Genomic DNA, 18,228 nt, shown 5'->3' with positions numbered 1-18,228 from the left:
CTAGTCTTCGGCGATGCGATTCGCGTGTTCGGTGGTCGAAGACCGCCCCGGCAGGGGTGTGCGATCGAGCATCGCCTCGACGTCTTCGACGGCCATGATCTGGCCTGTGTCGGTCGAGAGCGGGTTGAGCAGGTCACTCTGCACCGTGGAGCTGAGACTGCCGAGCATCGACTCGGCGTCGGCGACGATCGACGCATCGCGGCTGTCGACTCCGTGCAGCAACCAGCGGGCGATCTCGAGCTCGGCATAGAGCCGCGCGCGCTTGCGGAGCTGCCGGTCGGCCGGCTTCGACACGGCGTTCTCGTAGGCGCTGTAGACGCGATCGGCGCTCTCGGCGCTCGAGGCCGAGTTGAGCCAGAACAGGTCGAGAGCCGGATCGCCGACGCGCAGGTTCTGCCAGCCGATGATGCCGGTGACCTGGTCGTCGGCCAGCAGGAACGACTCGGGCGCGAGTGCGCCGTTGACCACGGTGGGCTGGAACTGCCAGAGCGCACTGTCTTCCAGCGCCAGCGACCACCGGGTGAGCAGCTCCTTCGGCACCTTGCCCGACGCGGCCGCGCGGTCGGCCAGCTTGCGCGAGGTGGCGGCGATCTGGGCGGGTGTGTTCGTGGTGAGCCCCGCATCCGAGACCACCGAGGTCGGCAGGGAGTGCACGGCGGCGATGGCGCGGCCGATCGAATCGGAGGCGCTGTGCTCACCGCCGATGTCGTGGAGCGAGGCCGGGGAGCCCTGGATGTAGTCGTAGACCACCGCACGGGTCTCGGCGATCGGCGCCTGGCCGACGTAGGCGGGGATGTGGAACGGCAGCCGGGAGCGCACGCCCGGAGTCAGCGCGTTGAGGGCGACGAGGTCGCGCGACTGCTCCGATTCGGCGTCGGAATTCACCGGGACCCGCACGATGTACTCCTCACCCGACCGCAGCGTGACGACCGCCGAATCGAATCGGCCGTGGGTCGCGCTCGAGAGCGCGCGGGTCGCGACGATGTCCGCCCCCGCGACGGCAGAGGTCGCGAGCGCGGCTAGAGTGAGGTGGGATCTCGCCATGCTCTCTAGGGTAGGGCGGCTCCCGCCGGTCACGGCTTTCGCCACGCACGATTGGTCAACCATGTCACGCGCTTTCCAGTCCCTGCTGCCGCTCTCCCGCCACCGGATCGATCGCGATCACGTCTCGCGCGCGAACGCCGCACTGCTCGACGAACGCTGGCACGGTCCGGAAGCGCGCGTGCTCGTGTTGCACCGCGGTCAGGCGCTCGCCATCGCGGGTGCGAATCCGGCCGACTACGACGGCTTCGGGCCGAAGCCGACCGTCGCCGTGCATCCGCGGCTCGACCTCCGATCGCCCGCCGACCTGCCCGACTCCGTCGTGCGGCATCTCGCATCGGGAGGGGTTCGGCTCTATCTCGGCTTCGGGCTCGACGACTCCGACGACCTCCCGGCCGGCGCGCCCGTGTTCGCGATCTCGGTGACGGATGCGGGTGCCAGTGCCCTCGAGACGCCCGGCTCGAGCTGGCTGAACCTGCGCATGGTGGCCGCCGATCTCGACGACGTGGGTGCCGGCATCTTCACCGAAGCCCTCGCCATGGTCAACTGGCACACCACCCACACCCACTGTCCTCGCTGCGGCGAGGCGACGGTGGTGGAGAGCGGCGGCTGGGTGCGGCGCTGTCCGCGGGAGGACATCGAACTCTTCCCGCGCACCGATCCGGCGGTGATCGTGGGAATCGTCGATCACGACGACCGCATCCTGCTCGGCTCCAACGCACTCTGGGAGAACAACCGGTACTCCCTGCTGGCCGGCTTCGTGGAGCCGGGGGAGTCGCTCGAGGCGGCCGCGATCCGGGAGATCGCGGAGGAATCCGGTGTGATCATCGACGACCCCGAATACGTGGGATCGCAGCCCTGGCCCTTCCCCGCCTCACTCATGGTCGGCTTCATGGCGCGGGTGTCCGAAGAGCACCCGGCGGCGCTCCGCCCCGACGGCGACGAGATTCTCGATCTGCGCTGGTTCACGCGCGAGCAGCTGGCCGATCCGGCGAGCGACGTGCTGCTCCCGGGCGCCGCGTCCATCGCGCGGGCGATCATCGAGCGGTGGTACGGCGGACCCCTCCCGGAGCCCGAGAAGCAGTGACCGAATCCTCTGCCGACGACCTGCTGGACGCTCTCGACCCCCAGCAGCGCGTCGCGGCCCGGTCGTTGCTCGGGCCGGTCTGCATCCTGGCCGGCGCGGGCACCGGCAAGACCCGGGCCATCACGCACCGGATCGCCTACGGCGTCGCGACCGGGGTCTACTCGCCGAACCGGGTGATGGCGCTCACCTTCACCGCCCGCGCCGCCGCCGAACTGCGCACCCGGCTGCGCCCGCTCGGCGCCGGCGGAGTCGCCGCTCGCACGTTCCACTCCGCCGCGCTCGCGCAACTGAACTACTTCTGGCCCCAGGTGATCGGCGGCGAGGCGCCGAAGATCATCGACAACAAGGCGAAGGCGATCGCCCACGCGGCCGAGCTGCTCCGTCTGCGTGTCGACACCGCGACCCTGCGTGACGTCGCCGCGGAGATCGAGTGGCGCAAGGTCGCGAACCTCGGCCTCGACGAATACGAGCTGAAGGCCCGCACCGTGCGCACGATGCCCACGAACGTCTCGGTCGAGCAGATGGTGGCACTGCACGAGCGCTACGAGCAGTTGAAAGACGAGCGCCGCCAGCTCGACTTCGAAGACGTCTTGCTCGTGACGGCGGGCATGATCGAACTCGAACCCTCCGTGGCCATCCAGGTGCGCGAGCAGTACCGGTTCTTCGTGGTCGACGAATATCAGGACGTCTCTCCGCTGCAACATCACCTCCTCCAGCAGTGGCTGGGCGACCGTCGCGACCTCTGCGTGGTCGGCGACGCGAGTCAGACCATCTATTCCTTCGCGGGCGCGAGCGCCGAATACCTGCTCGACTTCGAACGTCATCACGAGAACGCGACCGTGGTGACGCTCGAGCAGAACTACCGTTCGACGCCGCCGATCATCGCGCTCGCGAACCGTCTGATGCGTGGCCGCCCCGGAGCCCTGACCCTGCACGCGGCGAACTCCGCCTCGTCGACGGGCGGGGCACCCGCCGTCGGGGTGGCCGACGAGGAGGTCGGCGGTCCGGATGCCGCTCCCGGCGCACCCACTGCTCCGGCCGCGGCACTTCCCGCTCCCGCACCGGAGCCCCGGGTCACCGCCTACCGCGACGACGTCGCCGAGGCCGAGGGCGTCGCCGCCGCCATCGCCGAGCTGATCGCTTCGGGAACCGAGCCGCACGACATCGCCCTGCTCTACCGTGTGAACGCGCAGTCGGCCGTGCTCGAGCAGGCGCTCACCGCGGCCGGCGTCAGCTACCAGCTGCGCGGTGCCACCCGCTTCTTCGACCAGCCCGACGTGAAGCGCGCGGTGATGGAGCTCCGCGCCGCCTCGGTCTCGATCTCCCACGAGCCCCTGTTCAAATCGGTGAGTGACGTGCTCCGCTCTCGCGGCTGGTCGCAGGACCCGCCAGAAGGCGTCGGCGCCGTGCGCGACCGTTGGGAAGCCCTGAACGCACTGATGGGGTTGGCCGAGGGGATGCCGCCGGGCACCACGTTCCGGCAGTTCACCGACGAGCTGATGGAGCGCCAGTCGTCTCAGCACGAACCGACCGTGCGTGCGGTCACGCTCGCCACCTTGCATTCGGCGAAGGGCCTGGAATGGCCGGCGGTGTTCATCGTCGGCGTCGCCGAAGGGCTCGTGCCGATCAGCTACGCCACCGGATTCGACGGCATCGACGAGGAACGGCGCCTGCTCTACGTGGGCATCACCCGGGCACGGCGGCTGCTCTCGCTCTCCTGGGCGGCGGCCGGATCACGGCGCAGCGGAGATCGCCGGCCCTCTCGATTCCTGGAAGAGAGCGGCATCCGCAGCTCGGATGCGGTCTGATCCGCTCCACCGACACGGTGTGACCGGCCCGCCCGGGGCGGAGTAGGCGAACCGCGTGGGTTCGCCACGACGACTCGCCCGCCCCGAACTCGGCGAGTACTCGCGCCACGACCGGTGCCGCCGTCGCCGCTCCGAGCGCATCCGCCGAGGGTGCGGTGCGGCGCAGTGCCTGCAGGGCGATGGCCGGCCACGCGCTGTCGGCATCGCTCCGGGTGTGCTCGATGCACCGCGCGCACGGCCCCGGCTCGCCGTCGACGACAGCCGGAGGCGCATCGTCAGCCGACCCGGCGTCGTCACGTGGGCCGGCGTCGCCAGGGGTATCGATCCCTGGAGCGACCACCGGACCCACCCGCACCGAGTGCTCGCCGAACTCGACGAGCAGGTGCGGCACGTCGCCGCGCAACCACACGGCGGCCCGGCGCGGATCGGTCGCGTAGTGCGAGACGAGCACCGCGAGCTCGGGCGCCGCGGGCCGCCCACGGGTGGAAGCCGCGGCCACCGGCTCGTGCCCGGCGGTCGGCGCCGCGGTGACGCCCGGAACATCACCTGGGGCGCCCGCGCTGCCGCTGCCGCCACCGCCGCTGCGGCGGGCGCCGGACTCGCCCGCGCCCCACAGCCGTGCGCCCAGCCGCCGGAGCAGCAACGCGATCTCCTCCGCGGCGGCGCCTGCCCCGTCGACCGCGATCCACCGCCCCTCGAGCGGCACCGCGGGCGACCGGCTCTCCAGCAGCACGCCCGCGAGCTCGCCCAGCAACTCGTCGAGCGCCGCCGACGGCAGGCCGTTCTCCTCGGCCAGGAGCTCCAGCACCGGGCGGGTGACCCCGCGCGCCAGCACGTCGAGCATCAGCTCGCGAGGCGCCTCGAGCCCTCCGAACGCTCGCGAGAACGACGGGACGACCGCGACCGGCCGCTCGATGCCGAACTGCAGCAGCGCGGGCGTGCGCCATACCATCGGATGATCGGGGTCGAGTCGCAGAACCATGCCGGAATACTGCCCGACGATTCATCCCCGATCGGAGTTATCCACAGCTCAGGGCGCCGGCGGCTGGTCATCCCCATCTTGTGACGTCTCTTCGCGGAGAAGATCCTCGAGCGCCTGGTCCATCTCGTCGGGCTCGGGAGCGCCGGCAAGGAGCCGGGCGACCAGGGCGGCCGGGTCGTCGAGGTCGGCAGAGCTGGGCACCAGATCGGGGTGCGACCACAGGGCGTCCCGCTTCTCCTGGCCCACGGCCTCCGTCACCGCCTGCCACATCGCTGCCGCGTCGCGCAGTCGCCGCGGTCGCAGTTCCAGCCCGATCAGGGCGCCGAAGGCCGACTCCGCCGGGCCACCGGTCGCCCGGCGGCGACGGACCGTCTCGGCGATCGCGTTCCAACGGGGGAGCCGGCTCGACGCGTTCGCCGTGACGATGTCGACCCAGCCCTCGATGAGCGCCAGGGTGGTCTCGAGCCGCGCGAGCGCGTGCTGCTGCTGCTCCGTCTTCGGTGGGATGAGCGCCCCGCTCGCCATGGCGTCACGCAGTTCCTCGGGGTTCGACGGATCGAAGCTCTCGGCCAATTGCTCGAGCCGACTGGTGTCGATGGCGATGCCCTTGGCGAATTCGGTGATCGACGAGATCACGTGCAGGCGCAACCAGCGTGCGTGACGGAACAGGCGCGCGTGCGCCAGCTCGCGGATGGCGAGATACAGCTGCACCTCTTCGATCGGGATGTCGAGGCCTTCGCCGAAGTCGGCCACGTTCTGCGGCACGAGCGCCGCCTGCCCCTCTTCGAGGAGCGGGATGCCGACGTCGCCGCCGGAGACGACCTCTTGCGAGAGCTGACCCACGATCTGCCCGAGCTGCATGGCGAACAGGGTGCCGCCGAGATTGCGCATCAGCTGGCTGGCTCCCGCGAGCATGCCGGCCATCTCCTCGGGGGCCTGATCGCGCAGCACCTCGGTGAGCGCATCCGAGATGCTCACCGCGACCGGCTCGGCCAACTGGGTCCAGACCGGAACCGTGGCGGTGGCCCACTCGGTGCGGGTCATCAGCCGTGGCGCGACGGCGGAGTCGGAGAGTGCGGTGACCTCGTCGAGCCAGAGCGACGCGACGTGCAGGGCCTGATCGAGCTGCGCGCGGGACTGATCGGTGATGCTGAGGCTCGCCTTGCCGGCGATCTCCTGCGCCTGGGTGCGCGCAGCATCCCAGTTCACCCCGTCGGCGCTGGACTGCATGGCGTTCTGCAGTTGTGCCATCAGCTGCGACACCGCTGCCGGGTCGGAGGGCAGACCAGCCGCGCTCGCCAGCTTCGACGGATCGATGTCGGAGTTTCCGGAGAGGAACGCGCGCAGCATGTCGCGGAACTCGTCCTCGGGTTCGTCGCGGGGCTCGTCGCTCACGATGTGTCCTTCCTCGGCGGCAGCCGCTCGGCGGGCTCAGAAGAACCTCCATGCGGGCTGTCAGTTAGTGTTTCTACGCTAACTCGTGGCCCGCCGCCCAGGCTGGGTTTTCCCATAAGCTTGAGCGCTGAACCGTGCGCCCGTGGCGAACACCGGTGCAGCGGCCCGCGGACCCGATCCGCAGCGAGAGGATTCCGTGAGTCTGTTCGAGAACGAGGAGCGCCCCCGCGCCTCGCGTCGTGCCCGCCGCGGCTGGACCATCCTGGTCGTCGCCCTCATACTCGGCCTCCTGATGAGCTTTCTGCCGGCGCCCTACGTGATCGAGCAGCCCGGCCCCGTCTACAACACGCTCGGCACGCAGGAGCAGGGCGGCAAAGACGTTCCCCTCATCTCGATCGACGGCGCCCAGACCTATCCCACGGCGGGCACCCTCGACATGCTCACCGTCTCGGTGCGCGGCACCCGCGAATCGCGCCCCTCCTGGGCCGAGCTCCTCAGCTCGTGGTTCGACTCCAGCCACGCCGTCGTGCCGATCGACGCCATCTACCCGCCCGAGGTCACCACCGAGCAACGCGACGAACAGAACGCCGCGCTCATGGTCGACAGCCAGCAGGAGGCCATCGCGGCCGCGCTCACCGACCTCGGCATCGACTACACCACGAACGTCGCGGTCGGTGCGGTCGACCCCTCCGGCGCTGCAGCGGATGCGCTCGTCGCCGGCGACGTCATCCTCTCGGTGAACGGCGCCACCGCCACCGACGTCGACGCACTGCGGGCGGCGCTCGCCACGAACGGCACCGATGCGCCGGCATCGATCGTGGTGCGCCACGCCGACGGCACCGAGGAGACCGTCTCCATCACGCCGACCGTGTCGGAGCAGACGGATGCGCCGGCGCTCGGCATCAGCGCGACCTATGACTACGACTTCCCCTTCGACGTGGAGATCCAGCTGAACGACGTGGGAGGCCCGAGCGCCGGCATGATGTTCGCGCTCGGGATCATCGACATGCTCACCCCGGGCGAGCTGAACGGGGGCCAGAACGTGGCCGGCACCGGCACGATCGACGCGGCCGGCGACGTGGGGCCGATCGGGGGCATCCGGCAGAAGCTGTACGGCGCCCGCGATGCCGGAGCGACCTGGTTCCTCGCACCGGCCACCAACTGCGACGAGGTGGTGGGCCATGTGCCCGACGGCCTGACGGTGTTCGCGGTGTCGACGCTGTCGGACTCGATGACCGCGTTGAAGACGATCGCCGACGGAGGCGACACGTCCGCATTGCCGAGCTGCGACGCGGTGATGGCCTCGCAACCCGCCTCGTAACCTCTCCTGCACATCCCGGGGACCGGCCCAGGTTCCCCACGGAATCCCGCCAGGGTGTTCACAGCGAGCCGCGCCTACGATTCAGTTGTCTAGGATTGATGGACACCGCGCAGCGAGCACCGCCGCCGCATCGAGCACAGCAGCAATCGAGCACAGAGGCACACGTGACTTCCCAAACAGCAGAGAAGCCCGCACGACGTTCGAGAGTCACTCTCGCGATCGCCATCGCGATCGTGGTCGTGCTCGCCATCCTCTTCTTCGTCTTCTCGACCCTCTACACCGAGATCCTCTGGTACGACCAGCTCGGCTTCCTCGGCGTGCTCACCACGCAGTGGGTCGCCGGAGCCGTCATGTTCGTGATCGGCTTCTTGGCGATGGCCGTTCCGGTCTGGGCGTCGATCGAGATCGCGTTCCGCTGGCGGCCGGTGTATGCGAAGCTCAATTCGCAGCTCGACCGCTATCAGCAGGTCATCGAGCCGCTTCGTCGCCTCGCCACCTTCGGGGTGCCGGCCGTGCTCGGCCTCTTCGCCGGTGTCGCCACCGCCTCGCGCTGGCAGCTGACGCTGCAGTACCTCAACCGCACGGCGTTCGGTCAGACCGATCCGCAGTTCGGCCTCGACATCTCCTTCTACATCTACGACCTGCCGTTCTGGCGGGGAGTGGTCGGCTTCGCCTCGGCCGTCGTGATCGTGGCGGGCCTGGCCGGAATCGCCACCAGCTACCTCTACGGCGCCATCCGGTTCAGCCAGCGGGAGGTGCGCATCTCGAAGATCGCGCGCATCCAGATGGCCGTCACCGCCGCCATCTACCTGCTGCTGCAGGCCGTGAGCATCTGGCTCGACCAGTTCGCCACGCTCGCGAACAGTTCGGGCATCATCACCGGTGCGTCGTATTCCGACGTCAACGCCACGATTCCGGGCCTGCAGATCCTTGCCGGGATCGCGGCGATCGTCGCCATCCTCTTCATCGTCGCGGCGGTGATCGGGCGCTGGAGGCTGCCGATCATCGGAACGGCGCTGCTCATCGTGAGTGCCCTCATCCTCGGCTCGCTCGCCCCCTGGGTGGTGCAGCGTTTCCAGGTCGACCCGAGCGAGCGAACGCTGGAGCAGGAGTACATCCAGCGCAACATCGACATGACGCGCGACGCCTATGACGTCTCCGACGTGGAGGAGACGCCGTACGACGCCACCACCACCGCCGAGCAGGGCGCCCTGCGCAACGACGCCGCGACCACGGCGAACATCCGTATCCTCGACCCGGCCCTCGTGACGAAGTCGTTCCAGCAGCTGCAGCAGTTCCGTCAGTACTACCAGTTCCCGGATCACCTGGATGTCGACCGCTACAAGATCGACGGTCAGGTGCAGGACGCCGTGGTCACGGTGCGCGACATCAACATCGACCAGCTCGGCTCCTCGGCCACCTGGTACAACCAGACCGTCGTCTACACCCACGGCTACGGCGTGGTGGCGGCCTACGGCAACCAGCGTTCGGCCGACGGCCAGCCCGTGTTCATCGAGTCGGGCATCCCCTCGGTCGGTCAGCTCGGCGACTTCGAGCCCCGGGTCTACTTCGGCGAGAACTCGCCGCCCTACTCGATCGTCGGCGGGCCGGAAGGCTCCTCGAAGATCGAGCTCGACTACCCCTCGGGCGAAGACGGCGCGTCGCAGACCTACACCACCTTCGAGGGCGACGGCGGGCCGAAGCTCGACAACATCTTCAAGCGGCTGGTCTACGCGCTGAAGTTCCAGTCGGAGCAGATCTTCCTCTCCGACGCGGTGAACGACGATTCGCAGATCCTCTACGATCGCGACCCGGCACAGCGCGTCTCGAAGGTCGCGCCGTACCTCACCATCGACTCCGACCCCTATCCTTCGGTGGTCGACGGCCGGATCGTCTGGATCGTCGACGGCTACACCACCTCGGCGAACTACCCGTATTCGAAGGTGCAGTCGCTCAGCGAGACGATCGCCGACACCTACACTCCGTCACCGGCGTATCCGGTCGACGACATCAACTACATCCGCAACTCGGTGAAGGCCACGGTCGATGCCTACGACGGCAAGGTCACGCTCTATGCGTGGGACGACAAAGACCCGGTGCTGCAGACCTGGGAGAAGATCTTCCCGGCGACCGTGAAGCCGATCAGCGACATGTCGGGCGATCTGATGAGCCACGTGCGCTATCCGGCCGACCTGTTCAAGGTGCAGCGGTCGATCCTGGGCCAGTACCACGTGACGGATGCAGGCGCGTTCTACTCGCAGGAAGACGCGTGGACGACGCCGAACGACCCCACCTCGCCGTCGACCAACCCGACGCTGCAGCCGCCGTATTACCTGACCCTGCAGATGCCGACGCAGGACAATCCCTCGTATTCGCTGTATTCGACGTTCATCCCGCTCTCTCAGCAGGGTGAGTCGTCGAGGAGCGTGCTCACCGGCTATCTGGCGGTCGACGCGAACGCCGGCGACACGACGGGGGAGAAGTCGGGCGACTACGGCAAGCTGAGGCTGCTCACGCTGCCGAAAGACGATACGATCCCCGGCCCGGGTCAGGTTCAGAACAGTTTCTCCTCCGACCCGGGGGTGAGCTCTGCCCTCAACCTGCTGAGACAGGGCGAGAGTCAGGTGATCAGCGGAAACCTGCTGACGCTGCCGGTCGGCGGTGGGCTGCTCTACGTGCAACCGGTGTACGTGCAATCGCGGGGTGAGACGAGCTTCCCGTTGCTGCAGAAGGTGCTGGTCTCCTTCGGCAACAAGATCGCGTTCGAGAGCACGCTCGACGGTGCGCTCGACTCGCTCTTCGGCGGCGACTCGGGGGCGGTGGCCGGCGACGGCGATCTGCCGCCGACCGACGACGGCAGCGCCGGAACCCCCGACACCGGTGGTGGCACGGCGACGCCGCCCGACGGGGGAACCACGACACCCACGGGCGACCCTGCGGTCATGGCCGCTCTTGCGGCTGCGCAGCAGGCGCTCACCGACCGTGATGCGGCGATGGCGTCCGGCGACTGGACTGCCTACGGCGAGGCCGATAAGCGCCTGAAGGATGCGATCGCTCAGGCGATCGCCGCCTCCAACAAGTGACCGGATCTGCGGATCGAATATTGATTCCCGCATAAAGGGCAATTTATTGCCCCTAAGGGTGGATATCGTTTCTAAAGTGCACGATAATGCACTTATGAATGCTGTCGATATCAGCGGAAGTGCGGTGGAGTCGACCACGACGGAAGAAGCGGAAGAGCGGCTGGGTGAGCGCATCCGCGCACTCCGCCTGTCGAAGAACCTGGATCAGTCCGCGGTCGCGGAACGGGCCGGCGTGAGCCTACGCACCGTGAAGAACCTCGAGAACGGACGCGGTTCGAGTGTGGCCACGCTGGTGCGCGTGGTGCGGGCGCTCGGGCGCAGCGAGTGGTTCGACGCGCTCCAGCCCGCGGTGGCGATCAGTCCGCTCCGGATGCTCGCCCAGGAGCGGCGCGACGTCACGCCGCAAAGAGCGTCGCGACCCCGGCGCACGCCCAGGCCGGAGACGGGCGCCAGCATCGAGGGTGGCGACCGCTGATGGCCTACACCCCGGTGTCGGTGATCGAGGTGCGCGCCTGGGATCGTCTGGTGGGGGCCATCGCGCTCGATCCGGGCTCCGGGTACTTCGCGTTCGAGTACGACCCGGGCTGGGTCGACGGCGGTATCGAGCTGGCCCCGCTGAGCACGCCGCTGAGCGAGCGGGTGCAGGTGTATCCGGGTCTTCCGGAGCCCACCTATCATCGCCTGCCGCCATTCGTGGCCGACGCCCTTCCCGACGACTTCGGCAACGCACTGGTGACCGCCTATCTCGCGTCGCAGGGTGTCGAGCGGCGCTCGATCACCGCGCTGGACCGCTTGGCCTACCTCGGCCGCCGGGGAATGGGAGCGCTCGAGTTCCGGCCCACCCGCGGCCCGCAGCGACGGAAGCCCACTGCTCTCGAGCTCTCCGAACTCGTTCTCGGCGCCCGCGGGGCGCTCTCCGGGCGCATCGAAGGCGATCGGGAATCGGCGGCCGCTCTGGCGAACCTCATCCAGGTGGGTACGTCGGCGGGAGGGGCGCGGGCGAAGGCCATCATCGCCTGGAATCCGGTGACCGGCGAGGTGCGTTCGGGTCAGCTGCCGGCCGAGGCGGGCTTCGAGCAATGGATGATCAAGCTCGACGGGGTCGGGCGAGACACCGAACTCGGCAGTTCGGCGGGGTACGGGCGCATCGAGTACGCCTACTACCTCATGGCCACCGCCGCCGGCATCGCGATGTCGCCCTCGCGCCTGCTCGAGGAGAACGGCCGGGCGCACTTCATGACCAAGCGCTTCGACCGCGTGGCGGGCGACGAGGCGCACGAGAAGATCCACTTGCAGACCCTCTGCGCGATGGCCGAGCTCGACTACAAGCAGCGCGCCACGCACGACTACGCGCAATACTTCCAGGTCATCGCGAACCTCGGGCTGGGCGACGACGCGCGCACCGAGGCCTTCCGGCGCATGGTGTTCAATGTTCTCGCCCGCAACTGCGACGACCACACCAAGAACTTCTCGTTCCTGCTCGACCCACCGGCGAACGGCGGGGGATGGCGGTTGGCGCCGGCGTACGACGTGACCTACGCCTTCAACCCGAGCGGGCAGTGGACCTACCAGCACCTCATGTCGGTGAACGGCAGCTTCGGCGAGATCACGCGAGACGACCTGCTGGTGGTGGCCGACCGGTTCCAGGTGCCGCACCGTTTCGACGTGATCGCGCAGGTCTCGGACGCCATCGGGAAGTGGGCGGGATTCGCTGATCAGGCAGGCATTGCAGCGGAGGACGTGGAGCGCATCCGCACGACCTTCCCGTCGATGTGAACACGAGGTGTCTGAACCCGTGGTAGTGTTATTTCTTGTGCCGCGGGGTGGAGCAGTTCGGTAGCTCGCTGGGCTCATAACCCAGAGGTCGCAGGTTCAAATCCTGTCCCCGCAACCAAAAGTCCAGGTCAGATCAGTTGTGTTCCCCCCTTGGGGAGCCGAGATCGACTGATTCGGTGCAAATCCGGCGCAGCCCCAAGCTGCGCCGGATTTCTTCGTCTCGCGACGATCGCGGTCGATCCAGCGGCGGGAGAGCGCTTCCATCAACGCGTGCTTTCTCATGTGCGCATCGTCGGCCAGTAGTTCGCACATGATCGATACATAGGCGGACGTTTCGATCGTCTCTCCGGCTCTCCGGGGCGCGTGTGGGCGCGCCGCGGAGTGGCTGACTAGCCATGGCAGGGCTACGCACGGGCGCGGGTCGTTGGTTATCGTTGCGGCATGGTTGTCGATGTCCGCGACGAAGCCGTCCCCGCCGACGTGCATCGGCTGATCGACTCCTGGACGGAGACCCCGGCCTTCGTGCATGACAAGCATCGCCGATTCGATCAGACCCTCGTCGTGTGGCGGGCCGCCGACGAACACGCTCATGGCGCCCTCGCGCGACTGGCGGCGATATCCACGGTCGCACCGCGGGCCGAACCCCATACTCCGAAAGGGAGGACACATGGCTGATCTGGGAAACAGGAGCAGCGACGGCCGGGTGCCGATCGAGCCGCAGACGATCGATGCGCCCCTGACCCGCCACGCCGTCTTCCTCGTGCTGACCGTGGCACCCGGCTCCGACTCGCTCGACGCGGTGCGTTCGGTGCTCAGTGACGTGGACGGCCTTGTCAAGACCGTCGGCTTCCGGGACCTCGGAGCGTCGTTCACTTGCACCGTCGGAATCGGCGCCGCGATCTGGCCCGGCCTCGCGGGACTGCCGCTTCCGCGGGAACTCCACGAGTTCACGACCATCGCGGGCGCTCGGCATACCGCGCCGTCGACCCCCGGCGACCTGCTGTTCCACATCCGCTCCGACCGTCAGGATCTCCGCTACGAGTTCGAGCGCCTGCTGCTGGAAGCGCTGGGCGAAGCCGTGGCCGTGGAGGACGAGACGATCGGCTTCCGCTACCTCGACACCCGCGACCTCCTCGGCTTCGTGGACGGCACCGCGAATCCCGTCGGCGACCACCTCCCGGAGTCGACGCTCGTCGGGGAAGAGGACCTCGCGGCGGCGGGCGGCAGCTACGTCGTCGTGCAGAAGTATCTGCATCCACTGGCCTCCTGGCAAGCTCTCACGACGGAACAGCAGGAAGCCATCATCGGGCGCCGGAAGGCCGACAACGTCGAACTCGACGACGCGGATTCCGGGCAGAAGGCGCACAAGACCCTCGCGACCATCGTCGACGACGCCGGGGTCGAGCACGACATCCTGCGCGACAACATGCCGTTCGGGAGTCCCGGCACGGCGACCTTCGGAACGTACTTCATCGGCTACTCGAGAGAGCTCTGGGTGATCGAGCGGATGCTCGAACGCATGTTCATCGGCGATCCGCCCGGCCTGCACGACCGGCTCCTCGATTTCAGCGAGGCCGTAACCGGGACGGTGTTCTTCGCCCCGTCCGCCGAGGCGCTCTCGAACCTGGGTTCGCCACCGCCACCGCCACCGCCGGCGCCGGCGACACGGCCGGTGTCGAGCACCCCCGAGGCCTCGCCGCCGTCCGACGAATCGGATCCGCCCGAAGCCGGCACGGGATCCCTCGGCCTCGGCGGCCTGCGCCGCACGCCCACCACACCTCAACAGAGCGGAGACGAACGATGAACCACCTCTTCCGGGAACTGGCCCCGGTCACCACCGACACCTGGACCATGCTGGACGACGAAGCACGCACCCGACTCGTGCCCATGCTCGGGGCAAGGAAGCTCGTCGATTTCACCGGCCCGCTCGGCTGGGAGCACTCCGCCACTTCGCTGGGGCGGGTCGGCGGCGTCGTCTCCACTCCGGCCGAGGCCGTCATCGCACGCACGCGAGCCGTGCTTCCGCTGGTCGAGGTGCGGGCCGAATTCTCCCTCGCCCGTTCCGAGCTCGACGCCGCCGCACGCGGCGCGATCGACGTCGATCTCAGTCCCCTCGACGAGGCCGCCGCACGTCTGGCGACGACCGAGAACTCCGCTGTCTTCAACGGATGGGACGCAGTCGGCTTCAGCGGTATCATCCCGGCCACGCCGAACGCGGCGACTCCGCGCGACAGTGACGTGCATCGCTTCGCACAGCAGGTGGCCGCGGCCACGGAGCAGCTCAAGCGTGCCGGCATCGAAGGACCCTATGGCGTCGCGCTGGACTCGGACACCTGGATCAACACCGTGGGCGGGAACGACGCGGGCGGGAGCCCGTTGCTGACCCACCTCCGCAAGATCCTCGACGGCCCGGTGGAGTGGGTGCCCGGGATCGAGGGTGCCGTCGTCGTCAGCCTCCGCGGGGGCGACTTCGTTCTGGAATGCGGGCAGGACATCTCCCTCGGATACGCCTCGCACTCGAGCGAATCGGTCACGCTCTATCTCGAGGAGACCCTCAGCTTCCGCGTCGCCACCCCGGAGGCCGCGGCCGTCATCCGTTAGCGCCATCGCATCGGACGGACGACGGGAGAGTCTCAGACAATTGTCGTTGTGCTGAACCGGCCGATGCGGTGTCATCGAAGCACACCCTGTTCCGAGGAGACGCCATGGAATCACCCGAGACCGCACCACACCACGAGACTCCGACGCTCGGGAACCCGGATCTGCCCCAGGAGGGCGAAGTGAACACGGTCGACGACCCGGCGGCCACCGTGATGACCGGCCCGCAGAACCCGGTCATCGCGAGCCAGTTCCCGAACCAGATCGACGCTCCGCCGACCGACATCAGCACCCAGGCGTTCTTCTGGTCATCGTTCAACATCTCGCCGAGGCGCGTGCAGCGCGGCGGGTGGGCACGCGAGCTCACCAGCTCCGACTTCGCGATCTCCGACGAGATCGCCGGCGTGAACATGTACCTCGAGGCCGGTGGCATCCGGGAACTGCACTGGCACCAGACCGCCGAGTGGGCGGTGATGACGCGCGGTCGCTGCCGTGTCACGACGCTCAGCCGGGCGGGCCTGCCGAGCGTCGAAGACGTCGAGGAGGGCGACCTCTGGTTCTTCCCGGCCGGAACCCCGCACTCGCTGCAGGGGCTCGGACCCGACGGAGCCGAGTTCGTGCTCGCCTTCGACGACGGCGAGCAGTCGGAGAGCAACACCCTGCTGCTCACCGACTGGTTCGCCCACACCCCGCCGGAGGTGCTGGCGAAGAACTTCGGGGTCGCGCAGGAGACCTTCGCCGACATCCCGCTGCACAACCTCTGGATCTTCCCGGGCGAGGTGCCCGGTGAGCTCGAGAAGGACCAGAGCGACGCCGGCGTCACCTGGGGCGCCGCCGAGCCGATCATCTTCCGGCTCTCCCGTTCCGAGCCGCTGCACCAGAACTCCGGCGGCAGCATCCGCATCGCAGACAGCACCAACTTCCCGCTCTCGAGCACCGTCGCGGCTGCACTCGTGACCGTCGAGCCCGGTTCGATGCGCGAGCTGCACTGGCATCCGAATGCCGACGAGTGGCAGTACTACTTGCGCGGCTCCGCACGGATGACGGTGTTCAACACCGGGCCGCACGCCAACACCACCGACTTCCGCGCCGGCGACGTGGGCGTGGTGAAGAAGAACTACGGCCACTACGTCGAGAACACCGGTGACGACGTGCTGCAGTTCCTCGAGGTGTTCAAGGCCGACAAGTACGAGGAGGTCTCCCTCGCCAATTGGCTGGGCCACGTGCCGCCTTCGCTGGTGTCGGCCCACCTCAACATCCCTGAAGAAGTGCTCGCTACGTTCCCGCGCGGAACTCAGGGCATCACCCCGCTCCGCTGAGCACGAACGAAAGGAACACAGCCATGGACGAGTCGATTCACGGACAGCTCTCGCACCACCACCGCACGACCCTCGAGCACATCGCTCGGCATCCCACCACCCACAACCTGGAGTGGCACGACGTGATCTCGCTTCTCGAAGAGGTCGCCGAGGTGCGCGAGGAGCACGACGGCAAGTTCGTGGTGAAGCTCGGCGACGACCGGATCGTGCTCACGAAGCCGCGGCACAAAGACGTCGACGAGCAGACCGTGCTCGACCTCCGACGGCTCTTCACCCACGCGGACTACCTGCAGGGCAAGGAATGACCAGCGGCGCGAGAGGCGTGACCTCACGGTGAGCGCGCCCGGTGCGCCGGTCGCGCCGGCACCCGCCGGGCGATCTGAACCACCGCTCGGGGGTCGGGATTGGCGTGGAGGTGGTCCTCACCTCATCGAGGAGCGCGAATACCGATCGTCGTCCGGGCGCAGATGAGGCTCTGGTGCCCCAGGGTGATGACGACCAGGTCGTGCCTTACAAGGATGCGTCGGTGAAGCAGCATGAGCTGTTGGCCAATTCGGTGTTGAAGATCTATGAGGGTTACCCGCACGGCATGCTGACCACCCATGCCGACGTCATCCACCCCGACCTCCTCACCTTCATCCAGCAATAGTTCGCGTCGGGGCGGGCGGCCGAGCCGAGCGGACCCGCGTCGTGGGGTAGCATTGTCGGGCGGCCGCACGCGGTCGGTGTCGCGGGGTGGAGCAGTTCGGTAGCTCGCTGGGCTCATAACCCAGAGGTCGCAGGTTCAAATCCTGTCCCCGCAACAAGAAAGAAAAGGCTCCGCCGTCAGGCGGGGCCTTTTCTGTTGGGCCGGGCGCCCGTCAATGCGCGTTCTTGATGGTGAAGTACGAACCGCGGATGGTGCCGGCCAGCTTCGATTTCTGGCGCGCGAACTTGAATCGCGAGGCGAGTTCCTCGGGAATCTCCATGCCGTCGGAGAGCTTGAATCCCACCGCGCGCTTGCCGGCGTCATCGAGCGAGTAGAGCACGTTGATAGAGAGCCCGCTCTCGTAGAACACGTAGGCCCACCGCACGCCCTCGACCTCGAACTCCGTCGCCTCCAGAGGAGGGGAGGCGATGACGATGTCGCGTTCGTCTTTGAGGATGTCGTGCACCCAGTCGATGATCTCCGTGGCTTCGCTTGCCGGAACGACCGTGAACACGTGGTCGTACTTGTTCTTGAAATAGCGCGCCTCGTTCGCGCGCAGTCCGGCGAGGGCGTCGACGACCGGAGACGACTCCAGGCCGATCGGTGAGACGGTGGTGAAGTCCACGGCGTACGACATGGTCGGCAGTCCTTTCCCGTTCCGCGAGTGCGGCTACGGATCCAATGTACTGTTCGCCGACTTCCGGCCCTTCTCGAAAGCTGCTCGATCGCGGGCGCGTCGATCACGAAGCATTTATGCTACAAGCGCAGATGATAGACGCTTACACGCTCTGGCTGCACGCGCAGCAGGCGGTTAGACATGTGGTGTGAGCTCTGTCCGATCCGAAGCCGCGCGCGTGCTCGGTGAGCGCGTCCGCGATGAACGGCAGCGCTTCGCGATCAGCCAGTGGGATCTCGCCGAGCTCTCCGGAGTGCATTTCACGAACATCGGGCGTGTCGAGCGCGGTGAGAGCAACCCCACCTTCGTCACGATCCTGCGCATAGCCGACGCCTTGAATCTCAATCCGGCGGTGCTGGTCGACGGTTTGACCGCCGACATGCTGCCCGATCGAGCGCACCGGATCACGGTCGCCGACCTCATTCGAGCGCGCGGCACAGGAACCGCGTCGTAA

Annotated in this window: 16 protein-coding genes and 2 tRNA genes; 14 read left to right on the top strand and 4 right to left on the bottom strand. The window is 68.0% G+C overall.

What is annotated here, in order from left to right; genetic code table 11:
• Window positions 1-1,044, bottom strand: coding sequence for a phosphotransferase (locus tag BLW00_RS20945; protein WP_092557908.1), 1,044 nt, complete (start codon window positions 1,042-1,044; stop codon window positions 1-3).
• A gap of 61 nt (window positions 1,045-1,105) precedes the next feature.
• Between BLW00_RS20945 and nudC the strand changes: the two genes are divergently transcribed.
• Both nudC and BLW00_RS20935 read left to right on the top strand, forming a co-directional pair.
• A complete protein-coding gene (gene nudC / locus BLW00_RS20940) occupies window positions 1,106-2,128 on the top strand; it encodes an NAD(+) diphosphatase (RefSeq protein WP_092557906.1) in 1,023 nt (340 codons plus the stop codon).
• Entirely contained in the window at window positions 2,125-3,936 is a 1,812-nt protein-coding gene (locus BLW00_RS20935) for an ATP-dependent helicase (protein WP_092557904.1), read from the top strand. Before nudC ends, BLW00_RS20935 begins: the two co-directional genes overlap by 4 nt.
• Window positions 3,937-4,966: 1,030 nt before the next feature.
• On the opposite strand, the gene BLW00_RS20930 is transcribed toward BLW00_RS20935, so the two are convergent.
• Window positions 4,967-6,313 carry a zinc-dependent metalloprotease gene (locus tag BLW00_RS20930; protein ID WP_175494505.1) on the bottom strand — a complete coding sequence of 449 codons (1,347 nt, stop codon included), beginning with the start codon at window positions 6,311-6,313 and terminating at the stop codon, window positions 4,967-4,969.
• 196 nt (window positions 6,314-6,509) lie between these two features.
• Here BLW00_RS20930 and BLW00_RS20925 point away from each other — a divergent pair, with 196 nt between their 5' ends.
• From BLW00_RS20925 to BLW00_RS20905, 5 genes are all read left to right on the top strand, one after another.
• On the top strand, window positions 6,510-7,634 hold the full coding sequence (locus BLW00_RS20925) for a YlbL family protein (protein WP_245741722.1): 1,125 nt from the start codon (window positions 6,510-6,512) through the stop codon (window positions 7,632-7,634).
• A 164-nt stretch (window positions 7,635-7,798) separates the two neighbouring features.
• Window positions 7,799-10,717: a UPF0182 family membrane protein gene (locus BLW00_RS20920; protein ID WP_245741721.1), complete on the top strand. Its 2,919-nt coding sequence runs from the start codon at window positions 7,799-7,801 to the stop codon at window positions 10,715-10,717.
• A 94-nt stretch (window positions 10,718-10,811) separates the two neighbouring features.
• Window positions 10,812-11,192, top strand: coding sequence for a helix-turn-helix transcriptional regulator (locus BLW00_RS20915; protein WP_092557902.1), 381 nt, complete (start codon window positions 10,812-10,814; stop codon window positions 11,190-11,192).
• Window positions 11,192-12,493: a type II toxin-antitoxin system HipA family toxin gene (locus BLW00_RS20910; protein ID WP_092557901.1), complete on the top strand. Its 1,302-nt coding sequence runs from the start codon at window positions 11,192-11,194 to the stop codon at window positions 12,491-12,493. Before BLW00_RS20915 ends, BLW00_RS20910 begins: the two co-directional genes overlap by 1 nt.
• A 41-nt stretch (window positions 12,494-12,534) precedes the next feature.
• Window positions 12,535-12,611: transfer RNA gene (locus BLW00_RS20905), tRNA-Met, on the top strand.
• Here BLW00_RS20905 and BLW00_RS20900 read toward each other — a convergent pair.
• Window positions 12,590-13,084: a hypothetical protein gene (locus BLW00_RS20900; protein WP_092557899.1), complete on the bottom strand. Its 495-nt coding sequence runs from the start codon at window positions 13,082-13,084 to the stop codon at window positions 12,590-12,592. The genes BLW00_RS20905 and BLW00_RS20900 overlap by 22 nt on opposite strands.
• A gap of 76 nt (window positions 13,085-13,160) precedes the next feature.
• On the opposite strand from BLW00_RS20900, the gene BLW00_RS20895 reads away from it, so the two are divergent.
• From BLW00_RS20895 to BLW00_RS20870, 6 genes are all read left to right on the top strand, one after another.
• Window positions 13,161-14,297 (top strand): Dyp-type peroxidase, encoded by a 1,137-nt coding sequence (locus tag BLW00_RS20895; protein ID WP_092557897.1) that lies wholly within the window; start codon window positions 13,161-13,163, stop codon window positions 14,295-14,297.
• On the top strand, window positions 14,294-15,094 hold the full coding sequence (locus BLW00_RS20890; RefSeq protein ID WP_092557895.1) for a family 1 encapsulin nanocompartment shell protein: 801 nt from the start codon (window positions 14,294-14,296) through the stop codon (window positions 15,092-15,094). The genes BLW00_RS20895 and BLW00_RS20890 overlap by 4 nt, the downstream gene beginning before the upstream one ends.
• A gap of 104 nt (window positions 15,095-15,198) precedes the next feature.
• Complete coding sequence (locus BLW00_RS20885) at window positions 15,199-16,410, top strand: cupin domain-containing protein (protein WP_092557893.1); 1,212 nt, start codon at window positions 15,199-15,201, stop codon at window positions 16,408-16,410.
• A gap of 23 nt (window positions 16,411-16,433) precedes the next feature.
• Window positions 16,434-16,715, top strand: coding sequence for a hypothetical protein (locus BLW00_RS20880; protein WP_092557891.1), 282 nt, complete (start codon window positions 16,434-16,436; stop codon window positions 16,713-16,715).
• Window positions 16,716-16,888: 173 nt separating this feature from the next.
• Window positions 16,889-17,059, top strand: a complete 171-nt coding sequence (locus BLW00_RS20875) for an alpha/beta fold hydrolase (protein WP_245741720.1) — start codon at window positions 16,889-16,891, stop codon at window positions 17,057-17,059.
• An 80-nt stretch (window positions 17,060-17,139) separates the two neighbouring features.
• Window positions 17,140-17,213: transfer RNA gene (locus BLW00_RS20870), tRNA-Met, on the top strand.
• A 57-nt stretch (window positions 17,214-17,270) separates the two neighbouring features.
• Here the strand turns inward: BLW00_RS20870 and BLW00_RS20865 are convergent.
• Window positions 17,271-17,735 carry a phage tail protein gene (locus BLW00_RS20865; RefSeq protein ID WP_092557889.1) on the bottom strand — a complete coding sequence of 155 codons (465 nt, stop codon included), beginning with the start codon at window positions 17,733-17,735 and terminating at the stop codon, window positions 17,271-17,273.
• Between the two features lie 187 nt (window positions 17,736-17,922).
• Between BLW00_RS20865 and BLW00_RS20860 the strand changes: the two genes are divergently transcribed.
• On the top strand, window positions 17,923-18,228 hold the full coding sequence (locus BLW00_RS20860; protein WP_092557887.1) for a helix-turn-helix domain-containing protein: 306 nt from the start codon (window positions 17,923-17,925) through the stop codon (window positions 18,226-18,228).

It is taken from the genome of Herbiconiux ginsengi (assembly GCF_900107435.1).
GTDB lineage: Bacteria > Actinomycetota > Actinomycetes > Actinomycetales > Microbacteriaceae > Herbiconiux > Herbiconiux ginsengi.
This window is presented reverse-complemented; position numbering and strand designations above follow the sequence as displayed.

Bases quoted from the DNA above. Each gene is read 5' to 3' on its own strand.
- nudC (WP_092557906.1), top strand. From the start codon at position 1,106: ATGTCACGCGCTTTCCAGTCCCTGCTGCCGCTCTCCCGCCACCGGATC.
- BLW00_RS20895 (WP_092557897.1), top strand. From the start codon at position 13,161: ATGGCTGATCTGGGAAACAGGAGCAGCGACGGCCGGGTGCCGATCGAG.
- BLW00_RS20885 (WP_092557893.1), top strand. From the start codon at position 15,199: ATGGAATCACCCGAGACCGCACCACACCACGAGACTCCGACGCTCGGG.
- BLW00_RS20910 (WP_092557901.1), top strand. From the start codon at position 11,192: ATGGCCTACACCCCGGTGTCGGTGATCGAGGTGCGCGCCTGGGATCGT.
- BLW00_RS20890 (WP_092557895.1), top strand. From the start codon at position 14,294: ATGAACCACCTCTTCCGGGAACTGGCCCCGGTCACCACCGACACCTGG.
- BLW00_RS20900 (WP_092557899.1), bottom strand. From the start codon at position 13,084: ATGAGCGTGTTCGTCGGCGGCCCGCCACACGACGAGGGTCTGATCGAA.
- BLW00_RS20880 (WP_092557891.1), top strand. From the start codon at position 16,434: ATGGACGAGTCGATTCACGGACAGCTCTCGCACCACCACCGCACGACC.
- BLW00_RS20915 (WP_092557902.1), top strand. From the start codon at position 10,812: ATGAATGCTGTCGATATCAGCGGAAGTGCGGTGGAGTCGACCACGACG.
- BLW00_RS20865 (WP_092557889.1), bottom strand. From the start codon at position 17,735: ATGTCGTACGCCGTGGACTTCACCACCGTCTCACCGATCGGCCTGGAG.
- BLW00_RS20945 (WP_092557908.1), bottom strand. From the start codon at position 1,044: ATGGCGAGATCCCACCTCACTCTAGCCGCGCTCGCGACCTCTGCCGTC.